We start from the raw sequence: 22,570 nt of genomic DNA, 5'->3' as shown, positions 1-22,570 counted from the left end.
GAATAAAATGAAAAGAAAATGAAACCAATCCTCATTTGATTCGTAATTATTCTTATAAGAGAGGAGGAGAAGACACTATGCCTACTAAAGATGAAAGAGTGTTTGCTGCCCTTATATATGTGATCAGCTTTTTCACAGCATTTATCGGTCCTTTAGTGATTTGGTTACTGAAGAAGGACTCATCACCGTTTGTGGATTATCATGGAAGGGAATATTTGAATTTTTTCATTTCCTACACCATTTATTCGATCGTTGCAGGGATACTGACGATAGTCTTGGTTGGATTCTTGCTATTGCCGGTTATCGGCATCGCGTTAATCATATTCACGATCATTGCTGCCATTAGGGCTTATGAAGGAACGGATTACCGGTTCCCGCTGATTTTTAGGATACTATAGTAAGAGATAGAAGGATTCCGTTCATAACGGAATCCTTCTTGCGCCTGGAATAGGCAGATTAAAAAAGGGAATCGATCATCTGAAAGCGAATTAAATGAACGAAGGGGATTGGTTGGCTGGCGCCTTGGAATGCTAGTTAGGCGGAGAAACTTTCTTAGTGAGGAGTGTGAAGCTGAATAGTATATGAATATACGCGAATATTATCAAAAGATGAGCCATTCCAATTTTTATGCTTCCTCGATATCTCTTGGGTTGGCCGTTATCTTTTTCATTGGCCATGTTGTCGGTTTGATCCCTGGCCCTATTATCTTGATTACGGCTCCGTTCATTTTAATAAGTATTGCCCTATATATCGTCCATCGAATATATGAAAGTCGAATCAAGGAATTGCCTCGTGATCTATATGGCACGAAGCACGGCTTATTGGATGCCGAACATATTTTGCTGACATTCTTGCCGGCACCGACATTGCGTTTGCTTCTATTTGCGCCTGATGGTAACCTGATGGGCGAGATCCGGGATAGGAATATGAAGTGGTTCATGTGGATGGTACCTAATTTCTTGTCGATGCTCTTGGCCAAACGGTATGATCTAGTCAATCCTGAGGGTCATGTACTTGCCGAGTATCATATTGGGAGGGGGCTATTCAATGAAATGGCGATCATGGATGAAGAAGGGAGCCTCATTGGTTCCTATCAAGAAAAAAGGACCTTTATGAAAATCGAGGGAATGATCTACAAGGAGGATGGGACGGAATGGATGCCCGTTGACACGCCGGGAAGTTTAAATTCATTTGAGATTGCAACGATAGCTGGGAAAAAAATCGTGACCTACCAAGAAGGATGGATGCCTGTTGAGTGGGGAAGGCGATTTAAGACAAATACGCCTATCCTGACCTTTTCATCTCATGTGGAAAAAATACCCAGATTAATCATCTTCGGGTTTTGTGCCGCCGCCTTAAATCATCGTTCAAATTGACTACGACCATACCCTTTAGTAAATCTATTAAATATTTGCTATAATAAAAGGGAAATACTTTTGCATAATTACATAAAAAGGGTGGTAAATATGAGTTTACTTAATGAGATTCTGGATTACAATGAACAATTTGTAGAAAAAGGGGAATATGTTAAGTATAAAACTGATAAGTTCCCTGAAAAACGAATGGTCATCATAAGCTGTATGGATACAAGGCTCGTGGAGCTACTGCCAAAATCGATGAATGTCAAAAATGGCGATGTGAAAATATTGAAGACTGCCGGGGCAATCGTCTCCCATCCGTTTGGAAGTGTGATGCGGAGTATCCTGGTTGCCATTTATGAGCTAAAGGCGGATGAAGTATTGGTCATACCTCACCATGATTGTGGGATGGCTTCCGTCGACGCGGATTCTGTCGTCGAAAAGATGGTCGCACGTGATATTCCGAAAAACACCATCGATACACTGGGAGCGGCTGGAATCGATATCCGCACCTGGCTTCGCGGATTTGATGATGTTTATGAAAGCTGTAAAAACAGCGTGGAAATCATAAAAAGCCATCCTTTGATCCCTAAAAACATACCTGTACACGGACTCATCATTTCCCCTGACACTGGGAAGCTGGAAGTGGTAGTCGATGGGTATGCTGCTGTAGAAGAAAAGTAATGTAGGGTTTTGAAACTGCCGGATTTATTTTCGGCAGTTTTCTTTATTTTTAACAATTCTATTTATTTTTTTCCGTAATTTTGATAAAATCGCCAAGTGTAGTTTGTCACTTAAACAAACGGGTGGGCGAGGGACAATTTAATAAGGATACAACATGAAGAAATTTAACTTGGAAGCCCTTTTTCATTTTTCCAACCATGGAACGAATGGAAAGCGAGAAATCCTGGCCGGACTTGTCGGCTATTTCACGATCGTATATATCCTCATCGTGAATTCCCTAATTTTATCGGAAGCGGGCATACCGATTAATGGCGCGGTCATTGCCACCATCCTATTGTCCGCCGTAAGCTGCATCATGATAGGGATTTGGGCGAATGTCCCGATCCTCCTCGTTCCTGGAATGGGCGTGAATGCACTATTCGCTTATACGATGGTACAGGGAATGGGATTATCCTGGCAATCAGCGCTTGGTGCTGTATTTATCTCTGGAGTCATTTTCGTGATCATTGCTTTTACTAAATACTCCAGATTAATCAGCGATGCCATACCTAGTTCGCTGAAAGACGCCATCACAGTTGGCCTCGGCTTATTCTTGATGCTGATCGGACTTGAAAAGGGCGGGATCATAACGGAAGGTTCAACCTCCATCATCGCACTGGGAGATTTAAGCAACCCAGCAGTATGTGCGACGGTGCTGACCTTTTTACTGGCGATTACGCTTTTCATCAAGAATGTGCCTGGAAATTTCATGATCACTATCCTGGCAGGCAGTCTTATTGCCTATTTGTGCGGAACGATTCAACTATCGGATATCCAATTTTCGGGTATGGATACAGCTTCATATAGCGATCTTTTCTTTTCATTATCGTTCATGCAAGCGGACCGGATTGAGTTTTGGATAAGTGTCTTTGCGATGACGATGGTTCTTGTCTTTGAAAATATCGGTCTCGTACACGGACATGTAGACAGTATCAACCGCCAGGATGCTTATAAAGAGTCGCTTAAGGCGACAAGTGTTTCCGTTCTGTTATCAGGTATTTTCGGTTCGAGTCCTACGGTTGCGACAGTTGAAACGGCAGCTGGAATAGCTTCTGGAGGCAGGACCGGATTGACCTCGGTTGTAACAGGCTTGCTTTTCATCCTTTCATTGCTATTTATCCCAGTGATAAAAGTGATCCCGGATAGTGCCATTGCGCCGATCTTGATCATCATTGGCATTTTGATGCTAGGGAACATTAAAAGATTGGATTTCAGCGATCTTACCGAGAGTGTACCTGCAATCATGATCATTACGATCATTCCATTCACGTACAGTATTGCTGATGGAATGGCATTCGGTTTCATTCTCTATCCATTCTTGAAGCTTGTAACCGGAAAGGCGAGAGAAGTTTCTGCCCCGATGTATGTGAGTGCGGCCATGTTTATCGTCTATTTCATCATCGGTTTGATCGGTTAATACTTTTGGAAGAGCGGTTGGAAAGGAGGATTTCTCCTGTCGGCCGCTCTTCCTTGCATAGTACATAATATTGAGGGATCGGATGATTTTTTTACTTTTCGCGATGACACATCTATTGTGAAAATGTTATGATATAGAATATTTTAAAAATGATAATGACATGCATATTAAAGGAAGTGACAGGATGATTATTGAAGGGCTAAAAAGCCATGGCTCAGGAAATGATTTCTTAATCATTGATGAATTGACCACGAACTTGACGTTTACTGAACAAGAAAGAGAAAACTTAGCGAAGGCCCTTTGCAATAGGGGGAGACTTGGAGCAGACGGTATTTTGTTTGTGATGAAAAGTGAACAGGCTGATTGCCGGATGCGTGTCTTTAATGCCGATGGATCGGAAGCATCAATGTGCGGTAATGGACTTCGCTGTGTGGCAAGATATGCAAATGATGTGTTAGGACTCGACAAAATGATCGTCGAAACGATGAAAGCAAATTTACTCGTTGAAAAAACGAATGATATTTATCAGGGGATTCCAACATTCAAGGTTGAAATTTCCCCCGTCAGTTTCAATGTTAAGGATTTGCCGCTCATCATTGAAAAAGAAACGCTGCAAAACGAACCATTGCCAGAGCTTCATTCTTCCCTTTTGTTTTCGGCATTGGCGGTTCCCAATCCGCATTTGATTACCCTAGTGGATAAGGCCATTTTACAAAGCGACCTGCAAGAGGACCTTTCCGTCAAGGTCAATCAACCGAATGAGCTTTTCCCTGATGGCGTCAATGTCAGTTTTGTCAAAGAACTCGAACCAGGCAGCATTTACGTAAGGACCTTTGAACGTGGAGTGGGCTTCACCAATGCTTGTGGAACGGCGATGTCAGCTTCTAGCTTAGTAACCTGCTTTGCTGGATTGAATGAATTGGAGCGCGAAATTTCCGTATACAATAACGGCGGAAAAGTTAAATGCGTCGTACACTATGATACAGAAAATCAAACCTATTCAATCGACCTAATCGGGAACGCAACCTATGAATTCAAAGTATCGCTTGAAATAGACAAAAATCATCCCGAACAATTTGAAATACTCGAAAAAGACGAATTCGAAGAAGAAGCAAGCCTATATGCCAAACTGCAAGATGAAGTTCAAACCTACTTGCAAACTGCATTATAGAAAAGACACAAAGGATGCGAATCAATTGATTCCGCATCCTTTATTTTTGAAACTCACGATCTTGAGCGAGTATTTCTTTCAAGTGGCTGACCAATCATTGACGCTCCAATAATGCCCAAATTGGCGAGTAAAGCACCCAAATTCGTAAGAAACCGTTCCCAATCATGAGAAAACATCCGCAAATGAAGAGCGAACGCGGTAAACTTACGGGTAAACGCCCCATTTTTACACTAATATGCGCCGAAGCTAGTCTTTCTTTTGCTTGAGAAAGGCCAATACATCCTGGAAGGCAGTGCCATTATCGACATGGCGATATTCCCTGAAAGCACAGCCGTCCCTTTTGATACGGGGCGGGACGGTTAGGATGGTAAAGTTTTTTAGCTGGAGGTCTTCGTCCACTTCTTCCCAAAACAAAGGTGTAGCTACGCCTGCGAAATCATTCCCTCGTGGCGAATATGGCACTATGATGGTTTTTCCTTCACTATGCTGGATAAAGTCCAAGTAAAGTCGATTATGCCGGTTCACTTTCAATCTTTCCATCGTAAAATCATTGGGGTGGGAACTTGTAAGGTAATGGCCGAGAAAATCGGTGAATATGCGTGTCTCTTGATAAGTGAATTGGTCTTCGGGCAGCGGGATGTGTACCTGAAGCCCTTTGTTGCCGGACGTTTTAACAAAAGCTTCCATTCTTAATGAGTCCATCACCTTTTTTATTTCTTGTGCAGCCTTTATTGCTAGTGAAAAATATTCGATCGAAGGAGGATCCAAGTCCAGGACGATTTCATCAGGTTTTGTTTTCCCCGCTTTTTGAAACGGGGCATGGAATTCCAAAGCCAGTTGGTTACCAAACCAAAGTAGCGTTTCAACATCGTTGCATAGCATATATTCAATATCTTCGTCCTTGTACGTTTTTATGAAGCCCGGCGCATAGTCAGGCTTGTTTTTCTGGAAAAATCTCTCTTGATCGAGCGTGCCATGAGGATACCTGATCGTAGTCAATAGTTTTTCCTTTAAGAAAGGTAGGAAGAAAGCGGAAACTTCACGCAAGTATTGGAGGTATTCCACTTTAATCACGTCTTTGCCAGCCGTTGTCCATAATGGCTTATCACGGGAGGTTATTTGAACGGTTTCTGGAAAGGTATACTGGCTTATTACGAATTTCTCCCATGTGCATTCTTTTGGATCCAAGTGCAGAAGCCATTGGGAAAATTGGGGCTCGCGCAATTCATTTTCTTCATAAACATGTAAGCATTGCACTTCGATGCAAATCGAAGGTTGGATATAAAAAAATTGGGCGTCCTCTCCAGAGGCATTTCGCTTGATTAAATCATGCAGGATCCCTTTATTTTGGGCACTCAGACCATTTTTGACGCTGCCGATTTTCATTACTTTTCCATCCTTGAATACCCCGAGGGAAACGTATCCATTTTCTTTATGCAATGCCGTGATGAAACAGGAGATAGCCTTCCAATTTTTTACTTTAATCCAGGCGGTGGTTCGCTTTCCTTCTTGCCAGGTTCCCCGTATTTCCTTTGCAACCACTCCCTCGCCATCCAAAAGGATTACTTCATTCATCGCGACATTCAAAGAATCGAAGCTCTCAATTATTTGTACTAAAGCTTTATCGGCTGGGTCAGGAGGACTAGGGAGGCCGAGTTCTTTTCCCATCTTCTCTATCCATTCCCTGCGGTCTTCCATGGATTGATTTCTGATGTCCTTGCCCTTTATGCGCAGCAGATCGAACGCTATATAACGGCATGGGGAAAAATGAGCATGTTCAGAAATCAATAATGGGTTACGCAGGCGGCCACGCCATTGGATTTGAAAAAAGTCTGCTTTTGCTTGATTCGTCAGCCAGACCAATTCTCCATCCAACTGCAACGGTAGATACGCTTCAAGTTCCATTTCTTTTATGAATGTAACGATTTCCGGGAATAACGTGGATAATTCCTTCTCGTTTCGACTCTTGATGCTTATCGTATCGGAGTCAATCGTTAAGATGGCCCTAAAGCCGTCATATTTGACTTCATAACGCCAATCGTTAGAGACGGGCGCTTCCGGGTAATAAGTTGGCAGCATCGGTTTCATTTTGAAAAACACCTTCCGCAAATAAATGATTAACATTATTTTGCCAAAAAAACAACGAGTTAGAGTTGGCAAATTTTTTTTCGATTTTTTTTTTACAAAGGGGAATAATAACTGTGTTCTCAAAATTAAAAATAAGTTATGAGGTGACCCATATGCATACAATGTGGAAGGGGAGCATATCATTCGGTTTGGTGAACATTCCGATTAAACTTCATGCGGCTACGGAAGATAAGGATATATCTTTACGGACGCTGCACAAGGAATGTCATTCACCAATCAAATATGAAAAAGTGTGTCCGGTCTGCCAGAAAGAAGTGGGTAAAGACGATATTGTCCGCGCTTTTGAATATACAAAAGGAAAGTTTGTCGTTTTGGAGGACAATGAACTGGAACAGCTAAAAAAACAGAATGAAGAAAAAGCAGTGGAAATCGTGGATTTCGTGAAAATAGAGGAAATAGATCCGATCTATTTTAATCGCAGTTATTATATGTCCCCGAATGATGGGGGGATTAAGGCTTATTCCCTTCTAAGACAGGCACTTAAGGAATCCAATAAGGTGGGGATCGCCAAAATCATCATTCGCTCAAAAGAGCAAATGGCAGTCATTAGGGTCGTTGATAATACACTTGTGATGGAGACGATTCATTATCCGGATGAAGTCCGCTCCGCAGCCGATGTTCCGAACATCCCTGCAAATGATGCGATCGTAAAAAAAGAAATTGATACGGCCGTGCTTTTAATCGATCAATTAACGTCGACTTTCGAACCAACCAAATACACGGATGATTATCGCACCGCTTTACTCGAACTGATTGAATCAAAGAAAACGGGACAGAAGGCGATTGCCGCCAAAACGACGGAACCGGCAGCAAACAATGTAACCGATTTAATGGAGGCGTTGCAAGCTTCCATTGACCGGACGAAGCATGAAGAACCGGAGAAAAGAACCACCCGTAAGAAGGCGGCAACGAAAAAAAAGAAACAAGCATAATACAAAAAAGCCAAGCGGAGTAGGAATGCGTCGCTTGGCTTTCTATTTGGGGTTTCGTTTAAGTGGAGATCGATGCAGGGCAAAAAAAAATCGCTCCCTTAAGAGCGACAATGAGGAATTCAATCGTGAAATCAACATATAGGCGAACTGTTGTAGTTTTCGACTATATATTGTGTTCATATTCTATCATATTTAATTCTGAAATAGCAACAATATTACGGTAACTTACTGATGATTTTTTCTGGAATTCCAAGATATTTCAACCAATTGAAAGCATGGGGACCCGTTTTCGGTTTTTGCATTTGGTATATTCTCCTATTTGGCTATAGAATCAAATGGATTTTTAGTATAATTTATTCATATAAGGATGGTATATAACTAAATGAGGATAGGGAGACGAAGAATGGAAAACAAAAAAATAGTTTCACTTCAAGTCAGTAAGCCAAAACAAGAAACATTTGCGAATGTCAACATTTTTTCTGCCATGAATAAACAAGCAGTGGATACCGTGACTGTAACGAAATCTGGCCTAATCGGTGATGGGGTAGGCAATGAAAAGTTTCATGGAGGACCTGATCGAGTCGTATGTTTTTATCCCTATGAACACTACGCATTATGGAATGAGAAGTTCAATAAAAAGCTTGATATTCCCGCGTTTGGTGAAAATGTAACCGTTGCAGGGATGACAGAGGATGCTATCTATATTGGTGATATTTATCAAATAGGCGATGCGATCGTCCAAATTAACCAGGGAAGGATCCCCTGTTCGACCATTTCCCATTTTAACCGTGAGGCCGGGCTTTTGAAAATAGTTATGAAAACGGGTTTCACTGGTTATTTTGCAAGAGTGATCAAAGAGGGGACCATAAAGAAACAAGATGAAATTTTGTTACTCGAACGCCAGCAGGAAAAAATCACGGTTCAATTCGCCACTGAGGTGATCCTTCATGGACGGGACGGGGAGGAAGGAGCGAGTGCTTTACTTGCTGTGGATTCACTCGCGGACGACTGGAAACAAAGGGCCGTAAAGCGCATTCAGGCTGTGCAGGACTGAATGAATTGTAGGGAAAATGAAAAAATGCGCGGTAAGGTATTGAAATTAACAGATTATTAAGGTAAATTAAATATAAATAAATTTTAAAATTTTATGAAAATTATATATCGATCTTATCGAGAGAGGTGGAGGGACTGGCCCGACGAAACCTCAGCAACCAGCTTAGGCAAAGGTGCTAAATCCAGCAAGCGGAGCTTGATAGATGAGGAGAATGTTCCAAGAAACCTTCTTCTTTGAGAAGGTTTTTTTTCTTTTCTCTCATACGCTTAGAATATGACAAAAACAGAATTGTTTTTGAGAGAGGGTGTAATAATGAATTTTCGTAAAGAGTTGAAAGAAAGAATGCTGGTTGGAGAAGGGGCGATGGGGACTTTATTATACTCCTATGGCATCGATCAATGTTATGAGGAATTAAACTGTACCAATCCCGGTCAAATAGAATCGATCCATCGTGCCTATTTGGAGGCAGGTGCCGACATCCTACAATCGAACACGTATGGTGCCAACTTCAATAAGTTGAAGCGACATGGACTAGAAGATGAGGTAAGCAAGATCAATCGTCAGGGAGTCATCCTCGCCAAAAAAGCGGCACAAGGCAAGGCCTATGTCTTCGGTACGATCGGGGCCCAGCGGAGTATAAGAAAATCGGATTTAAGCATGGAGGAAATAAAGCGAGGCTTTCGTGAACAACTTTACAGCCTGCTGATGGAAAGCCCGGATGGGATTCTCCTGGAAACCTTTTATGACCTCGAAGAACTGGAAACCGTGCTGGAAATCGTAAAAAAAGAAACGGAACTGCCAATCATCGCAAATGTTTCAATGCATGAATTGGGCAATCTCCAAAATGGGATCCATTTGAATGAAGCCTTTCAAAAACTCGAGCAATTGGGAGCCGATGTCGTCGGTGTGAATTGCCGACTTGGGCCTCACCATATGATTCGTGCCTTGGAAGAAGTGAGCCTGCCAAAGCATGCTTCGATTGCCATCTATCCAAATGCCAGCCTCCCGGATTATGTGGATGGCAGGCTCGTCTATAAGGCAGTGCCTGAATATTTCGGTTCGAGTGCCCTGGACCTACGTAAGCAGGGTGCCACGATCATAGGCGGATGCTGCGGTACGACTCCTCTGCATATTCAAGCTGTGAAGAATGCAGTGGGAAGCCTGGTTCCCGTGAAAGAAAAATTAACGAAACCCCGTGAAATAGAAATAATGGAGATCAGTGATAGAGCAGGAGAACTTCCTCTATATGAAAAGGCCAAAACAGAAAGGACGATTCTTGTTGAACTCGATCCACCGAAGAAGCTGGGAATAGAAACTTTCATGGCCGGGGCGAAGGCTTTGAAAACTGCAGGGGTCGACTCGATTACATTAGCGGATAATTCACTTGCTTCCCCGAGGATATCGAATGAAGCGTTGGCAAATTTACTGAAAGACCAATTGAATGTGAAACCAATGGTACATATAACATGTCGTGACCGTAATTTAATTGGCCTGCAATCCCATTTAATGGGCCTGCAGACGGTAGGCTTGAATGAGATATTGATCATTACCGGCGATCCATCCAAAATCGGGGACTTCCCTGGGGCCACTTCGGTTTATGATTTATCCTCCTTTGACTTGATAAGCATGGTCAAACAATTTAATGACGGCCTTTCCTATTCGGGTCAAAGCTTGGGCCAACGGGCAAATTTCAAAATTGCCGCCGCATTTAATCCCAATGTGAAGTACTTGGATAAAGCGGTGCAGCGTATGGAAAAGAAAATTGCCTGTGGTGCTCATTCCTTTTTGACACAGCCCATTTATTCAATCCAACAGATGGAAGAAGTTCATGAAGCGACCAAACATTTGGAAACGCCGATTTTCATCGGTATCATGCCCTTGACAAGCACGCGGAATGCGGAGTTCATCCACAACGAAATCCCAGGCATCAAATTGCCTGACAATGTCAGGAGAGCGATGGCATTAGCCGGGAATGACCCTGTAAAGGCGAGGATAGAAGGCGTTAGCATTGCAAGGGAGCTAGTGGATGCAGCAAGGGATAAATTCAAGGGAATCTATTTAATCACCCCATTCCTTCGTTATGAAATGACAGCCGAACTTACGAAATATATAAGGAAAGCCGATAGTAAACAAACATCAGAGGTGGCAGTGCATGAATAAAAAAGCGATACAAGAACAGTTGGATTCCAAAATTCTCCTGCTTGATGGAGCGATGGGAACCATGCTTCAGGCAGAGAATTTGACGGCAGCGGATTTCGGAGGCGAGCAGTTCGAGGGATGCAATGAATATTTATCGCTGACCCAGCCGGAACTGATCCAATCCATCCATGAAACTTATTTGGCAGCAGGTGCAGATATCATCGAGACAAATACTTTTGGTGCGACAAGCATCGTACTTGATGAATATCAAATAAGCACGATTGCATACAAACTTAATAAAATTTCCGCAGAGCTTGCCGTCAAGGCTTGTGAAAAGTATTCAAAGGATAGCTGGCCAAGATATGTAGCAGGCTCAATGGGGCCCACGACAAAAACACTATCGGTTACAGGGGGGACGACTTTCGATGTTTTAACCGACTCTTATGAAGAGCAGGCACTCGGCCTCTTGGACGGCGGTGTCGACCTTTTATTGGTGGAAACATGTCAGGACATGCTTAATGTCAAGGCTGCCTTTTCCGGAATAAAAGCCGCCTTCGCCAAAATCGGAAAAGAAGTCCCGGTGATGATATCCGGTACGATCGAACCGATGGGCACCACACTTGCCGGCCAGTCGATAGAAGCTTTCTATTTATCGGTCGAACATATGAAACCTATTGCTGTCGGCTTGAATTGTGCGACAGGACCGGAGTTCATGATCGATCATATCCGGACGCTTGCAGAGATTTCAAATAGTGCAATCAGCTGTTACCCGAATGCCGGGCTTCCGGATGAGGAGGGACATTATCATGAGTCACCGGTTTCCCTTGCGGAGAAAATGAAGCAATTTGCCGAAAAAGGCTGGGTCAATATCATCGGAGGGTGCTGCGGTACGACACCTGAGCACATTAGGGAGCTTTCCAAGGCGCTCTCTGGCCTGCAGCCCCGCGTAAAGGCTGAATCTGCTCATGGCCACGCCGTATCAGGCATAGAGCCGCTCATTTACGATGAGTCAATGCGTCCTTTATTCGTAGGAGAGAGAACGAATGTAATCGGATCAAGAAAATTCAAGGAGCTGATCCGTGGGAAACATTACGAGCCAGCAGCCGAAATAGCACGTGCCCAGGTGAAAAAAGGTGCACATGTCATTGATATTTGTCTTGCAGACCCGGATGGCGATGAGCTCGGCGATATGAAGGAGTTCGTGGAAGAGGTCGTCAAAAAGGTGAAGGTGCCCTTGGTCATCGATACGACGGATGAAGCCGTCCTTGAGCAAGCATTAAAACATTCACAAGGAAAATCGATCATCAATTCCATAAACCTTGAAGATGGTGAAGAACGTTTTGAAAAAATCGTACCATTTATCCATCAATATGGTGCCGCGGTCGTGGTCGGAACCATCGACGAAACGGGGATGGCCGTCGATGCTGAACGGAAAATCGAGGTGGCCACCCGTTCTGTCGACTTGCTTGTCAATAAATATGGACTAAACAAAAGTGATATCATTTTTGACCCGCTTGTATTTCCTGTCGGTACCGGAGATGAGCAATATATCGGATCTGCCTTGGAAACGGTGAAAGGAATCAAGGCAATCAAAGATAAGTTCCCGGAATGCTTGACGATACTCGGCATCTCGAATGTTTCGTTCGGATTGCCAGCACGGGGCAGGGAAATCCTGAATGCCGTTTTCCTTTACCATTGTACGAAAGCGGGCCTCGATTACGCTATCGTGAATACGGAAAAGCTTGAACGCTTCGCCCTGATACCTGATGATGAAGTGAAATTGGCTGAAGCCCTCCTTTTCGAGACATCCAGTGAAACCTTGGCCACCTTTACTGAATTTTACCGTGGCAAAAAAGCGGAGAAGAAGGATGATGGTGTAGTCCTGCCATTGAACGAGCGGTTAGGGAACAATATTATCGAAGGGACGAAGGAAGGCTTAATTGAAGACTTGAATAAGGCCATTGAGCGCGGCGATGCTCCACTGGAAATCATCAATGGGCCATTGATGGCAGGAATGAGTGAAGTGGGGAGATTATTCAATGACAATCAGCTTATTGTCGCGGAAGTGCTTCAAAGTGCAGAGGTGATGAAGGCGGCAGTGTCTCATCTTGAGCCGCTGATGGAGAATTCCGAAGATAGCGCGAAGAAAGGGAAGATCCTTTTAGCGACTGTCAAGGGGGATGTGCATGACATCGGCAAAAACCTAGTGGATATCATTCTCTCGAATAATGGGTATGAGGTCATTGATCTTGGTATTAAGGTTGCGCCTCAGCAAATCATTGAAGAGGTCCGAAAACATGAACCAACGATCATTGGACTATCAGGCTTACTAGTGAAATCGGCACAGCAAATGGTCTTGACGGCCCAGGATTTGAGGCAAGCGGGCATAGATACCCCAATCTTGGTTGGAGGGGCTGCCTTGTCCCGTAAATTCACCGATTTTAAAATATCACCGGAGTATGGCGGTCCTGTGCTATATTCCAAGGATGCGATGGATGGGTTGGCGGTAACGAATATTTTGCATGATACGAACAAAAAAGTGGTGTATTTGGAGGAACTTGTCGAGAAACGAGAAAAATCGAAAGCAAATGCCGCCATTGCTGCCACGCTGGAAAGGCCGGAGCGGAGGCAATCGACAGCTGCCCCTTTAAGCAACGTTCCTGTTCAAAAGCCTCGTGATACGAAGCGTCATGTTCTGAAAAACTACCCATTGGATGTCATCCAGCCTTACATTAATCGGCAAATGCTGATTGGACATCACTTGGGATTAAAGGGTAAGGTAGCTGATCTGCTTAAGCAAGGGAATGAAAAAGCCGTGCAGCTGAATGACCTCGTCGATGAATTGATTGAATTTCTAAAATCGGAACCGGATTATGGGTTGAATGCCATATATCATTTTTTCCCTGCCCAAAGTGATGGGGACAGGCTCTTGATATATAATCCCGATAATCATATGGAGGTATTGGAAACGTTCGATTTCCCGCGTCAGGACACGAATCCTCATCTTTGTTTAGCGGATTTCGCCAAGCCCGTCTCATCGGGGGAAATGGATTTTGTTGGCTTTTTCCTCGTTACAGCAGGTAAAGGAATCAGGAAATGGGCAGAAAAACTAAAGCTTGAAGGTGACTTCCTGAAAAATCATGCCCTGCAATCACTTGCACTCGAAACGGCCGAGGGTTTTGCCGAAAGGATACACCAATTGATGCGAGATGATTTGGGGATCAGCGATCCAATTGATATGTCCATGAAAGAGCGGTTTGCAGCCAAGTATACGGGACAAAGATTTTCATTCGGTTATCCCGCTTGCCCCAATCTCGAAGACCAGGAGAAGCTTTTCCGCCTCCTGCAGCCAAGGGACATTGGTGTTGAATTGACCGATGGATGCATGATGGAGCCTGAGGCTTCCGTTTCTGCGATCGTTTTCGCTCATCCGGAAGCACGATACTTCAATGTCGATCGTTAAATGCATGGATAAGGCAGCGGTATTTTTTTCCGCTGCCTTATTGCGCATGAAACCCCTCCGTTAGTACACCTTAAGGGTCAAGAGGAAGGGGAGGGAACGATGAAGAATCTGCTTGGTTTTTTTGTTTCGGTGGTATGTTTTTTTATTATATGTATGCTTTTGCCTGGTTCAGGGGCGCATGTCCATGCATATGTCCCGGAAGAGATGAGCCCGCTCGTTAAAAGTAAACAAAACCAGAAAATCGCTTATTTAACTTTTGATGATGGACCGTCATTGAATACGATGGATATATTGGATATATTGGATCGCTATCATATCAAGGCCACATTTTTCGTGATGGGCAATGAAGAACCATATGCAAAAAAAGGATACCAGGAAATGAAATCCCGAGGACATGCGATTGCCCTGCATTCTTATACACATGATTATTCAATCGTCTATAAGTCACCAGATAGCTTCTTCCAGGATTTGAATCGTCTTGAAGCAAAGCTGCATAAGGAGTTCGGCATAAAAAGCTGTATTGTCCGCCTGCCTGGCGGCTCGAATAACCTTCTGCGGCATCAGGCTGCAACAAGGCCCATCATAAATGGAATCCTGCAACAATTATCGGAAAAAGGATATATATATGTCGATTGGAATATTGATTCGACGGATGGCATCAGTCCATCGATAAGTGAACAGCAAATTATTTCTTCCGTACAAAAAGGGACGAAAGGTCAAAAGCATGTTAATATCTTATTGCATGACATCAATAGTATGAAAAATACCGTGAAGGCATTGCCGGATATAATCGAATACCTTAAAAAAGAAGGCTATTCCTTTGATACGATTGATGAGACAACCCCGAAAATACAATTTAATTGATGAACACTTGGTTCATATATAGTAAATTAGGGATGGGGATAAGAGATTTTATTGCGAAAGGATTTATCGTTTTTATGATGCCATCATTGTTTTTATCACATGGTACACCGTTATTGGCTTTGGAAAAGAATAGCTACACCGCTTTTTTGAAGGATTATATGAAGGCTATGAATAAACCTGCTGCGATCGTTATTTTGTCTGCACATTGGGAAAGCGGAGAGCAGATGATTTCGGCAGTGAGGAAGCATCAGGTCATTTACGATTTTGTTGGTTTTTCCGAAGAAATATTCAAAATAACATATCCTGCTCCAGGGTGCTTGGAACTGTCCGATCGGATCTTGACCTTATTGTCGAGGATAGATATATGGGGGGAGCTTGATGATAGGCGCCCTTTGGATCATGGTGCATGGGGTCTGCTGCACATCATGTATCCTGAAGCCGATATTCCGGTCGTATCTTTATCCATCAACCCTGAACTTCCATTAAATAAGCAATATGATATCGGAAAAGCTTTGGGGGAACTGAAAGAGGAAAATGTCCTTATCATCGGAAGCGGTGGTATCGTACATAATTTCTCCCATATTCAGAAGGATATGAATGTAGCGGAGGGCTGGGCCATCAATTTTGAGAACTGGGTCGAAGGGAAAATCAGGAATTGGGATATGGAAGCTCTGTTTAATTATGAACAAAAAGCCCCGTATAGCCTGGATGCAGTGCCCACCAAAGAGCATTTCATACCCTTGATCATCGCAATGGGGGCAGGAAATGAGCATAAAAAAGCGGCTCTGCTGCATAGGAGCTTTCAATATGGCAATTTGAGTTTAACAGCTTGGAAGTTTGATTGATTATAATCGTTTTTCGCCTAGTTATATATACCCGCCAACGATCAAATATACAAAAATACATAAATCTTTTTTTAGCGAAAAAAGATTTAAATGAGCAAAAAAGTCAATTAAAGGCGCATATTGGCGAATTAAGCAGAAATATAGTATCAAAAAGGTTGCATAAAGTCGTTTAACCTTTGGATATTTCGACAAAAACATGTTAATATAACATCTGAAAACGTTTTATCCTTTAAAATTTTATTATTCATTGACCAAAGTTATTTAATTATCATTTCATATATTTGGGGAATAGTTAGAAGATAGAAATTTGGGGATGGATAAAACGAATTGAAAAAAACTATGAGAGAAATTTGGGGGTTTACAAAAATGACCATCAAGGATGCTAAGGCATACGACCCATGGAAAGCTTTTTCAGGTCCAAACCTTGGGTATGTCATGGAGCAATACGATCTATTTCAAGCCAATCCGGAAGAAGTAGATCCGGAGCTGAAAAACTTTTTTGAAGTATCAGGTCCTCCTTCATTCGATGTATCGGCAGAAACAACAATCGGAAGTGCACCAATCGCACAAGCTGGAGAAGTTCTTCCAATGAAGAAAATTATGTCTGCAGTGAAGCTAGCGGAAAACATCCGCGCTTACGGACATCTTGCTGCAAACATTTATCCTTTAAAAGAAGAAGCACTGGATACAGAACAAATTCACTTTGAAAAATACGGCTTAACTGCAGATGATTTAAGAAAGATACCGGCTGACCTTATTTGTCCAGAATCACCAAAGGACGTAAAAGACGGTTACGAAGCCGTACAATACTTAAAACAACTTTATACTAAAACGATAGCCTTTGAATTTCACCATGTTAATGACTTGGAAGAAAAGCAATGGCTTACAGATATGGTCGAATCCGGAGGCATGTTCCCGGAAGTGACTAAAGAGAAAAAAGAACTGTTACTGAAGCGCCTGAATGAGGTGGAAGGATTTGAAAAATTCCTTCACCGCACATACGTTGGGCAAAAACGTTTTTCTATAGAAGGACTAGATATACTAGTGCCGATTTTAGATGAAATGATTTCACAGACGGTTCAAAATGGAACAGGCAATGTGAATATAGCCATGGCTCACCGCGGACGCTTGAATGTGCTCGCACACGTCCTAGGAAAGCCATATGAAGTCATCTTCTCGGAATTCCAACATTCGCCTAATAAAGATTTGGTTCCTTCTGAAGGTTCTACAGGGATTAACAATGGGTGGACAGGTGATGTCAAGTACCATTTAGGTCTTGATAAGCAGATCACCAAAGCCAACATACAAAAAGCAAGGATCACTCTTGCGAATAACCCAAGCCACTTGGAAGTAGTCGGTCCAATCGTGGAAGGGTATTCCCGTGCGGCACAAGAAGACCGTTCGGCGAAGGGATTCCCAGTTCAGGACATTTCCAAATCGCTGGCAATCCTGATTCATGGTGATGCAGCGTTCCCTGGTGAGGGAATTGTACCAGAAACATTCAACTTAAGCCGTTTACGCGGTTATCAAGTTGGCGGCGCCATCCATATCATCGCCAATAACATGATTGGTTTTACAACGGAAAGTGAAGATTCGCGTTCAACTAAATATGCCAGTGATTTGGCTAAAGGCTTTGAAGTGCCGATCGTGCATGTGAATGCAGATGATCCTGAAGCATGTATGGCTGCCGTTAACCTTGCCAACCAATACCGCGAGAAATATAAAAAAGATTTCTTGATCGATTTGATTGGTTACAGACGTTTCGGCCATAACGAAATGGATGAGCCGCTGGTGACTCAACCTGAAATGTATGCCTTGATCCATAAGCATCAAACGGTTAAAGACCTGTATGGCAATAAGTTGGTTCACTCTGGTGAGTTCACGGAAGAAGAAGTGAAAGCTATCGCTGAGCAGGTAGATACAAGACTTGCAGACGCCTATGCGAAAATTTCCGGAAACAAACCGGAAGCTTCCAAAGAGTGTAACCCTCCTGGCATTATCGAAAAAGGACTTCCGACGATCGAAACCGGTGTTCCGAAGCAAGAACTGGTTTCCATAAACGAAGAACTTGTTCAGTGGCCGGAAGGATTCACACCTAATAAAAAACTAGGAAAGATTTTATCACGCCGCTTGGATTCCTTTGCTGCTGAAGGTAAAATCGATTGGGCTCATGCCGAAACGCTGGCATTTGCGACCATTTTAAATGACGGTACACCAATTCGTTTGACAGGACAAGATTCTGAGCGCGGAACATTCGCACAGCGTAATATCATGTTACATGACAGTGTGAATGGAAAGACTTATTCACCACTTCACACACTTGAAACGGCCAAAGCTTCTTTCGCTGTTCATAACAGCCCGCTTACTGAAACGGCCGTTCTGGCTTATGAATATGGGTATAATGTATTCGCACCTGAAGCACTTGTACTATGGGAAGGCCAATTTGGAGATTTCGCCAATACTGCACAAGTCATCTTTGATCAATTCATCGCGGCCGGCCGTGCAAAATGGGGTCAAAAATCAGGTCTTGTCATGCTGCTTCCGCACGGATATGAAGGACAGGGACCAGAGCACTCAAGTGCACGCCTAGAACGTTTCCTTCAATTGGCAGCTGAGAATAACTGGACCGTTGCCAATTTAAGTTCGGCAGCCCAATACTTCCATATCCTTAGAAGACAGGCAAAGATTTTGGATAAAGAGCAAGTACGCCCGCTTGTCATCATGACACCGAAGAGCATGCTTCGTAATCAAGTGATGGCTTCAGCAGCTGCAGAATTCAGCGAAGGCTCGTTTGAATCGTTCGTAGAAACGAAGACATTAGGCAAAAAACCTAAATCGGTTGAACGCATTGTCTTCGCATCAGGTAAGTTGGCGGTTGAACTTCGTGAAAAAGCGGCAGCTGAAAAGAATACGGATTGGCTGCAAATCATCAGTATCGAAGAGATTTATCCATTCCCGTTCACTGGTGTTCAAGAAGCATTGAAAAAATATACGAATCTTAAAGAAATCTTCTGGGCTCAAGAAGAACCAAAAAATATGGGAGCTTGGACATTTGTCGAACCACGCCTTAATGCAGCGGCACCTCGTAACCTTTCCGTAACATATATAGGAAGGAAGCGCAGATCAAGCCCGGCTGAGGGAGATCCACTTGTCCATAAAAATGAACAACAACGGATTATGACTCAAGCAATTACACGCAATAATGAGGGGGAGAAATAAAATGGCTGAAGTAAAAGTACCTGAATTAGCAGAATCAATTTCTGAAGGATCTATTGCGCAATGGTTAAAACAACCCGGTGACCACGTTGAAAAAGGAGAATATGTCCTTGAATTGGAAACGGATAAAGTAAACGTAGAAATCATTTCAGATTATACGGGTACACTTTCTGAACATTTAGCAGAAGAAGGCGACACTGTCCAAGTTGGACAAGCGATCGCCATCGTCGATGAGAATGGATCAGCTGCAGCAGCTCCGAAGGCGGAAGCTCCAAAAGCAGAAGAAGCTAAGGAAGCTAAAACCGAACCAGCCAAAAAGGAACAAGCCGCTCCTGCTCAAGAGGCTCCGAAAGCAGAAACGAAGGAAGCAACATCCACTCAACAAGTTATTGCGTCACCAGCTGCAAGGAAATTGGCTCGTGAAAAAGGGATTGACTTGACTCAAGTGCCTGTAGCCGACCCGCTAGGCCGTGTACGTGTACAAGATGTAGAAGCTGCAAGCAATGCACCAGCAGCACCTACAGCACCAGCAGCGGCAACAAATACAGCGCCAGCAGCGGCAACAAATACAGCGCCAGCAGCTAAACAACCAGCAGCACCTGTTGAAGTGAATGATGACCGTATAGAAGTGGTTAAGATGACTCGCCGTCGTCAAACCATTGCCAAGCGTCTAGTTCAAGTACAATCCGAAGCAGCCATGCTTACAACTTTTAACGAAGTCGACCTTTCTGCAGTAATGGAATTGCGCAGCCGCCATAAGGATTCTTTCGTGAAAGCGAATGATGTTAAACTTGGCTTCATGTCATTCTTCACTAAAGCAGTCATTGGCGCCTTGAAAAAATATCCGCTATTGAACGCTGAAATCAAAGGCGACCATATCCTGAAAAAGAACTTTTACGATATCGGTGTAGCTGTATCGACTGATGAAGGTTTAGTCGTTCCTGTTGTTAGGGATGCAGACCGCAAAAGCTTTGCTGAAATCGAAAAGAACATTTCGGATTTGGCTGTTAAAGCGCGTAGCAATAAACTGGGTCTTTCTGATTTATCAGGTGGTACTTTTACCATCACAAATGGCGGGACTTTCGGTTCCCTATTATCAACACCGATCTTGAATGCCCCTCAAGTCGGGATTTTGGGAATGCATACAATTAAAACGCGTCCTATCGCTGTTGGAGACCAAATTGAAAACAGACCGATGATGTACCTAGCATTATCTTACGATCACCGTATCGTTGACGGTAAAGAAGCAGTTGGCTTCTTAGTGGCCATCAAAGACATGCTTGAAGATCCTGAGCAACTTTTACTTCAAGGATAATAAATGAAATTATGTAAAAAACCTCTGTCAATTTGACAGAGGTTTTTTTGCGAAAAAAATTAATTACCTATTTTCATAGGGAGAAAATAGGCATGCGTGGTTTATGAAATTGTTTTAATTTTCAAAAGTTTGAAGGTTTATGGATGATTTTTATTTATAATTGAATGGAATTGAATAATTTTAAACGTTTTTGATTGATTCTTTAAACGTTTTCATATATGATGATGGTATTAAAGCGAGGTGGATGGATTGTTAACGACTGAAAGACATGAATTCATCATATCAATTCTAAAAAACCAAGGAACGGTAAAGCTTCAGGAGCTTGTAGATCAGTTGCACGCATCAGAGTCGACGATTCGAAGGGATCTAGTGCAGCTAGAAGAAATGAAGTTGTTGAAACGTGTGCATGGCGGGGCCTCCTTGCTTCAAAGAAAGGGCCTTGAACCGACAACGGTGGAAAAGCAAAATAAAGCAACGGCTGAAAAGCGGCTAATTGCAAATCGGGCGTCCTCTTTCATCGAAAAAAATGATTGCATTTATCTTGATGCAGGTACGACAACGGCAGAAATGATTCCCTTTTTAAAAGAGAAGAATGTTACGGTCATGACAAATGGCCTCATGCATATTCCAAAACTGATCGAGCTGCAAATCAAAACCGTCCTAGTCGGCGGCACAATAAAATTTTCGACAAATGCAGTTATCGGAAGCAATGCTGGACAATTTTTGAATGAATACAGATTTGATAAATGTTTCTTGGGAATGAACGGCATCCATCAAGAGATGGGTTTCACAACCCCGGATCCGGAAGAAGCCCAATTGAAGAAGCTGGCAATCAGTCTCTCTAATGAAACGTATGTGCTTTGTGACAGCTCTAAGCTGAATGAGGCGACGTTTGCAAAGGTTGCTGATGTAAGCGATGCCATCATCATAACGGATGGAAATGATGAAGAGGCTGTTGCTCAACTGCAAAAAAATCCAAAGGTAAAGGTTGTGACCATAAAATGATTTATACAGTAACGCTCAATCCATCCATCGATTATTTGGTAGAGGTGGAAGACTTTCAAATAGGGAATGTGAATCGGACTTCTTACGATGCGAAATTCCCCGGAGGGAAGGGGATCAATGTTTCGCGTGTTCTTAAAAGGCTTGGAAATGTTACGACGGCCTTAGGCTTCATCGGCGGGCAAACGGGTGAATTCGTCAAACGATTTTTAAAGCAAGAAGAGATCTACACGGACTTTACGGAGATTGCGGGAGATACGAGAATTAACATTAAATTGAAAACGGGAATCGAGACTGAAATAAATAGTCAGGGGCCCATCATTTCGAAAGGGAATTACCAGCAATTATTCAGCCAGATCGAGCAGTTGAAAAATGATGATATCCTCATTTTGTCTGGCAGCATCCCTTCAAGCGTCCCTGCCGAGGTATATGAAGCAATGGCAGAGACTTGTTCTGCTAACGCCATTAAAGTGGTGGTGGATACAAGCGGCAAGGAATTACTGAATGTCCTTCCCCATCGGCCCTTTTTAATAAAACCCAATCATCATGAATTGGGCGAGCTATATGGTACAGAAATAATAACAGTGGACGATGCCGTTGAGTATGGGAATAGATTGGTGAAAGAAGGGGCACAGAACGTGATCGTTTCCATGGCGGGAGCGGGTGCCGTGCTTTGCTCGGACGGACAGTGCTACTCGGCAAATGTGCCAAAGGGAAAAGTCATCAACTCGGTAGGTGCCGGTGACTCCATGGTGGCAGGGTTCATTGGAACCTATGAAAAGACGGGTGATCTATTAGCTGCCTTTTGCTTCAGTCTTGCGGCAGGAAGCGCTACTGCCTTTTCATCCGATCTTGGTACATTGGATAAAATTGAGGAATTATTGCCGCAAATCGATATCAAACAACTAACAGGAGGCTGACTC

Annotated in this window: 16 protein-coding genes and 1 riboswitch; of the genes, 15 read left to right on the top strand and 1 reads right to left on the bottom strand. The window is 43.2% G+C overall.

Going from position 1 to position 22,570, the window contains the following annotated elements; translation table 11 throughout:
- The first annotated feature begins 77 nt into the window (after positions 1 to 77).
- From CVN76_RS10470 to dapF, 5 genes are all read left to right on the top strand, one after another.
- Positions 78 to 398, top strand: a complete 321-nt coding sequence (locus CVN76_RS10470) for a DUF4870 domain-containing protein (protein ID WP_061140470.1) — start codon at positions 78 to 80, stop codon at positions 396 to 398.
- A gap of 183 nt (positions 399 to 581) precedes the next feature.
- Positions 582 to 1,376: a hypothetical protein gene (locus tag CVN76_RS10465; RefSeq protein WP_100531204.1), complete on the top strand. Its 795-nt coding sequence runs from the start codon at positions 582 to 584 to the stop codon at positions 1,374 to 1,376.
- Positions 1,377 to 1,466: 90 nt separating this feature from the next.
- Positions 1,467 to 2,042: a beta-class carbonic anhydrase gene (locus tag CVN76_RS10460; protein WP_061140472.1), complete on the top strand. Its 576-nt coding sequence runs from the start codon at positions 1,467 to 1,469 to the stop codon at positions 2,040 to 2,042.
- Between the two features lie 154 nt (positions 2,043 to 2,196).
- Complete coding sequence (locus CVN76_RS10455) at positions 2,197 to 3,498, top strand: NCS2 family permease (protein ID WP_100531203.1); 1,302 nt, start codon at positions 2,197 to 2,199, stop codon at positions 3,496 to 3,498.
- Between the two features lie 184 nt (positions 3,499 to 3,682).
- Positions 3,683 to 4,669, top strand: a complete 987-nt coding sequence (gene dapF / locus CVN76_RS10450) for a diaminopimelate epimerase (RefSeq protein WP_100531202.1) — start codon at positions 3,683 to 3,685, stop codon at positions 4,667 to 4,669.
- 246 nt (positions 4,670 to 4,915) lie between these two features.
- Here the strand turns inward: dapF and ligD are convergent, their stop codons facing one another.
- On the bottom strand, positions 4,916 to 6,757 hold the full coding sequence (gene ligD / locus CVN76_RS10445) for a DNA ligase D (protein ID WP_157805634.1): 1,842 nt from the start codon (positions 6,755 to 6,757) through the stop codon (positions 4,916 to 4,918).
- 152 nt (positions 6,758 to 6,909) lie between these two features.
- On the opposite strand from ligD, the gene ku reads away from it, so the two are divergent.
- The 10 genes from ku to pfkB all read left to right on the top strand — a co-directional run bounded on the left by ku (position 6,910) and on the right by pfkB (position 22,567).
- Positions 6,910 to 7,749, top strand: coding sequence for a non-homologous end joining protein Ku (ku, locus tag CVN76_RS10440; RefSeq protein WP_100531200.1), 840 nt, complete (start codon positions 6,910 to 6,912; stop codon positions 7,747 to 7,749).
- A 403-nt stretch (positions 7,750 to 8,152) separates the two neighbouring features.
- On the top strand, positions 8,153 to 8,803 hold the full coding sequence (locus CVN76_RS10435) for an MOSC domain-containing protein (protein WP_157805633.1): 651 nt from the start codon (positions 8,153 to 8,155) through the stop codon (positions 8,801 to 8,803).
- A 110-nt stretch (positions 8,804 to 8,913) separates the two neighbouring features.
- Positions 8,914 to 9,012, top strand: a riboswitch (SAM riboswitch).
- Between the two features lie 103 nt (positions 9,013 to 9,115).
- Positions 9,116 to 10,963 carry a bifunctional homocysteine S-methyltransferase/methylenetetrahydrofolate reductase gene (locus CVN76_RS10430; protein WP_100531198.1) on the top strand — a complete coding sequence of 616 codons (1,848 nt, stop codon included), beginning with the start codon at positions 9,116 to 9,118 and terminating at the stop codon, positions 10,961 to 10,963.
- Positions 10,956 to 14,405 carry a methionine synthase gene (gene metH / locus CVN76_RS10425; RefSeq protein WP_100531197.1) on the top strand — a complete coding sequence of 1,150 codons (3,450 nt, stop codon included), beginning with the start codon at positions 10,956 to 10,958 and terminating at the stop codon, positions 14,403 to 14,405. The genes CVN76_RS10430 and metH overlap by 8 nt, the downstream gene beginning before the upstream one ends.
- A gap of 99 nt (positions 14,406 to 14,504) precedes the next feature.
- Positions 14,505 to 15,269, top strand: coding sequence for a polysaccharide deacetylase family protein (locus tag CVN76_RS10420; RefSeq protein ID WP_100531196.1), 765 nt, complete (start codon positions 14,505 to 14,507; stop codon positions 15,267 to 15,269).
- Positions 15,270 to 15,343: 74 nt separating this feature from the next.
- Positions 15,344 to 16,114, top strand: coding sequence for a dioxygenase family protein (locus CVN76_RS10415; RefSeq protein WP_100531209.1), 771 nt, complete (start codon positions 15,344 to 15,346; stop codon positions 16,112 to 16,114).
- A gap of 366 nt (positions 16,115 to 16,480) precedes the next feature.
- Complete coding sequence (sucA, locus tag CVN76_RS10410) at positions 16,481 to 19,333, top strand: 2-oxoglutarate dehydrogenase E1 component (RefSeq protein WP_100531195.1); 2,853 nt, start codon at positions 16,481 to 16,483, stop codon at positions 19,331 to 19,333.
- A gap of 1 nt (position 19,334) precedes the next feature.
- Positions 19,335 to 20,645 (top strand): 2-oxoglutarate dehydrogenase complex dihydrolipoyllysine-residue succinyltransferase, encoded by a 1,311-nt coding sequence (odhB, locus tag CVN76_RS10405; RefSeq protein WP_100531194.1) that lies wholly within the window; start codon positions 19,335 to 19,337, stop codon positions 20,643 to 20,645.
- 249 nt (positions 20,646 to 20,894) lie between these two features.
- Complete coding sequence (locus tag CVN76_RS10400; RefSeq protein ID WP_061140483.1) at positions 20,895 to 21,650, top strand: DeoR/GlpR family DNA-binding transcription regulator; 756 nt, start codon at positions 20,895 to 20,897, stop codon at positions 21,648 to 21,650.
- The gene (gene pfkB / locus CVN76_RS10395) at positions 21,647 to 22,567 is read left to right on the top strand and encodes a 1-phosphofructokinase (RefSeq protein ID WP_100531193.1); all 921 of its coding nucleotides are present in this window, start codon (positions 21,647 to 21,649) and stop codon (positions 22,565 to 22,567) included. The genes CVN76_RS10400 and pfkB overlap by 4 nt, the downstream gene beginning before the upstream one ends.
- Positions 22,568 to 22,570: the final 3 nt, after the last annotated feature.

The organism is Bacillus sp. mrc49 (genome assembly GCF_002803435.1).
The sequence above is the reverse complement of the archived record's forward strand: the minus strand, read 5'-3'. Positions and strand labels throughout refer to the sequence as shown.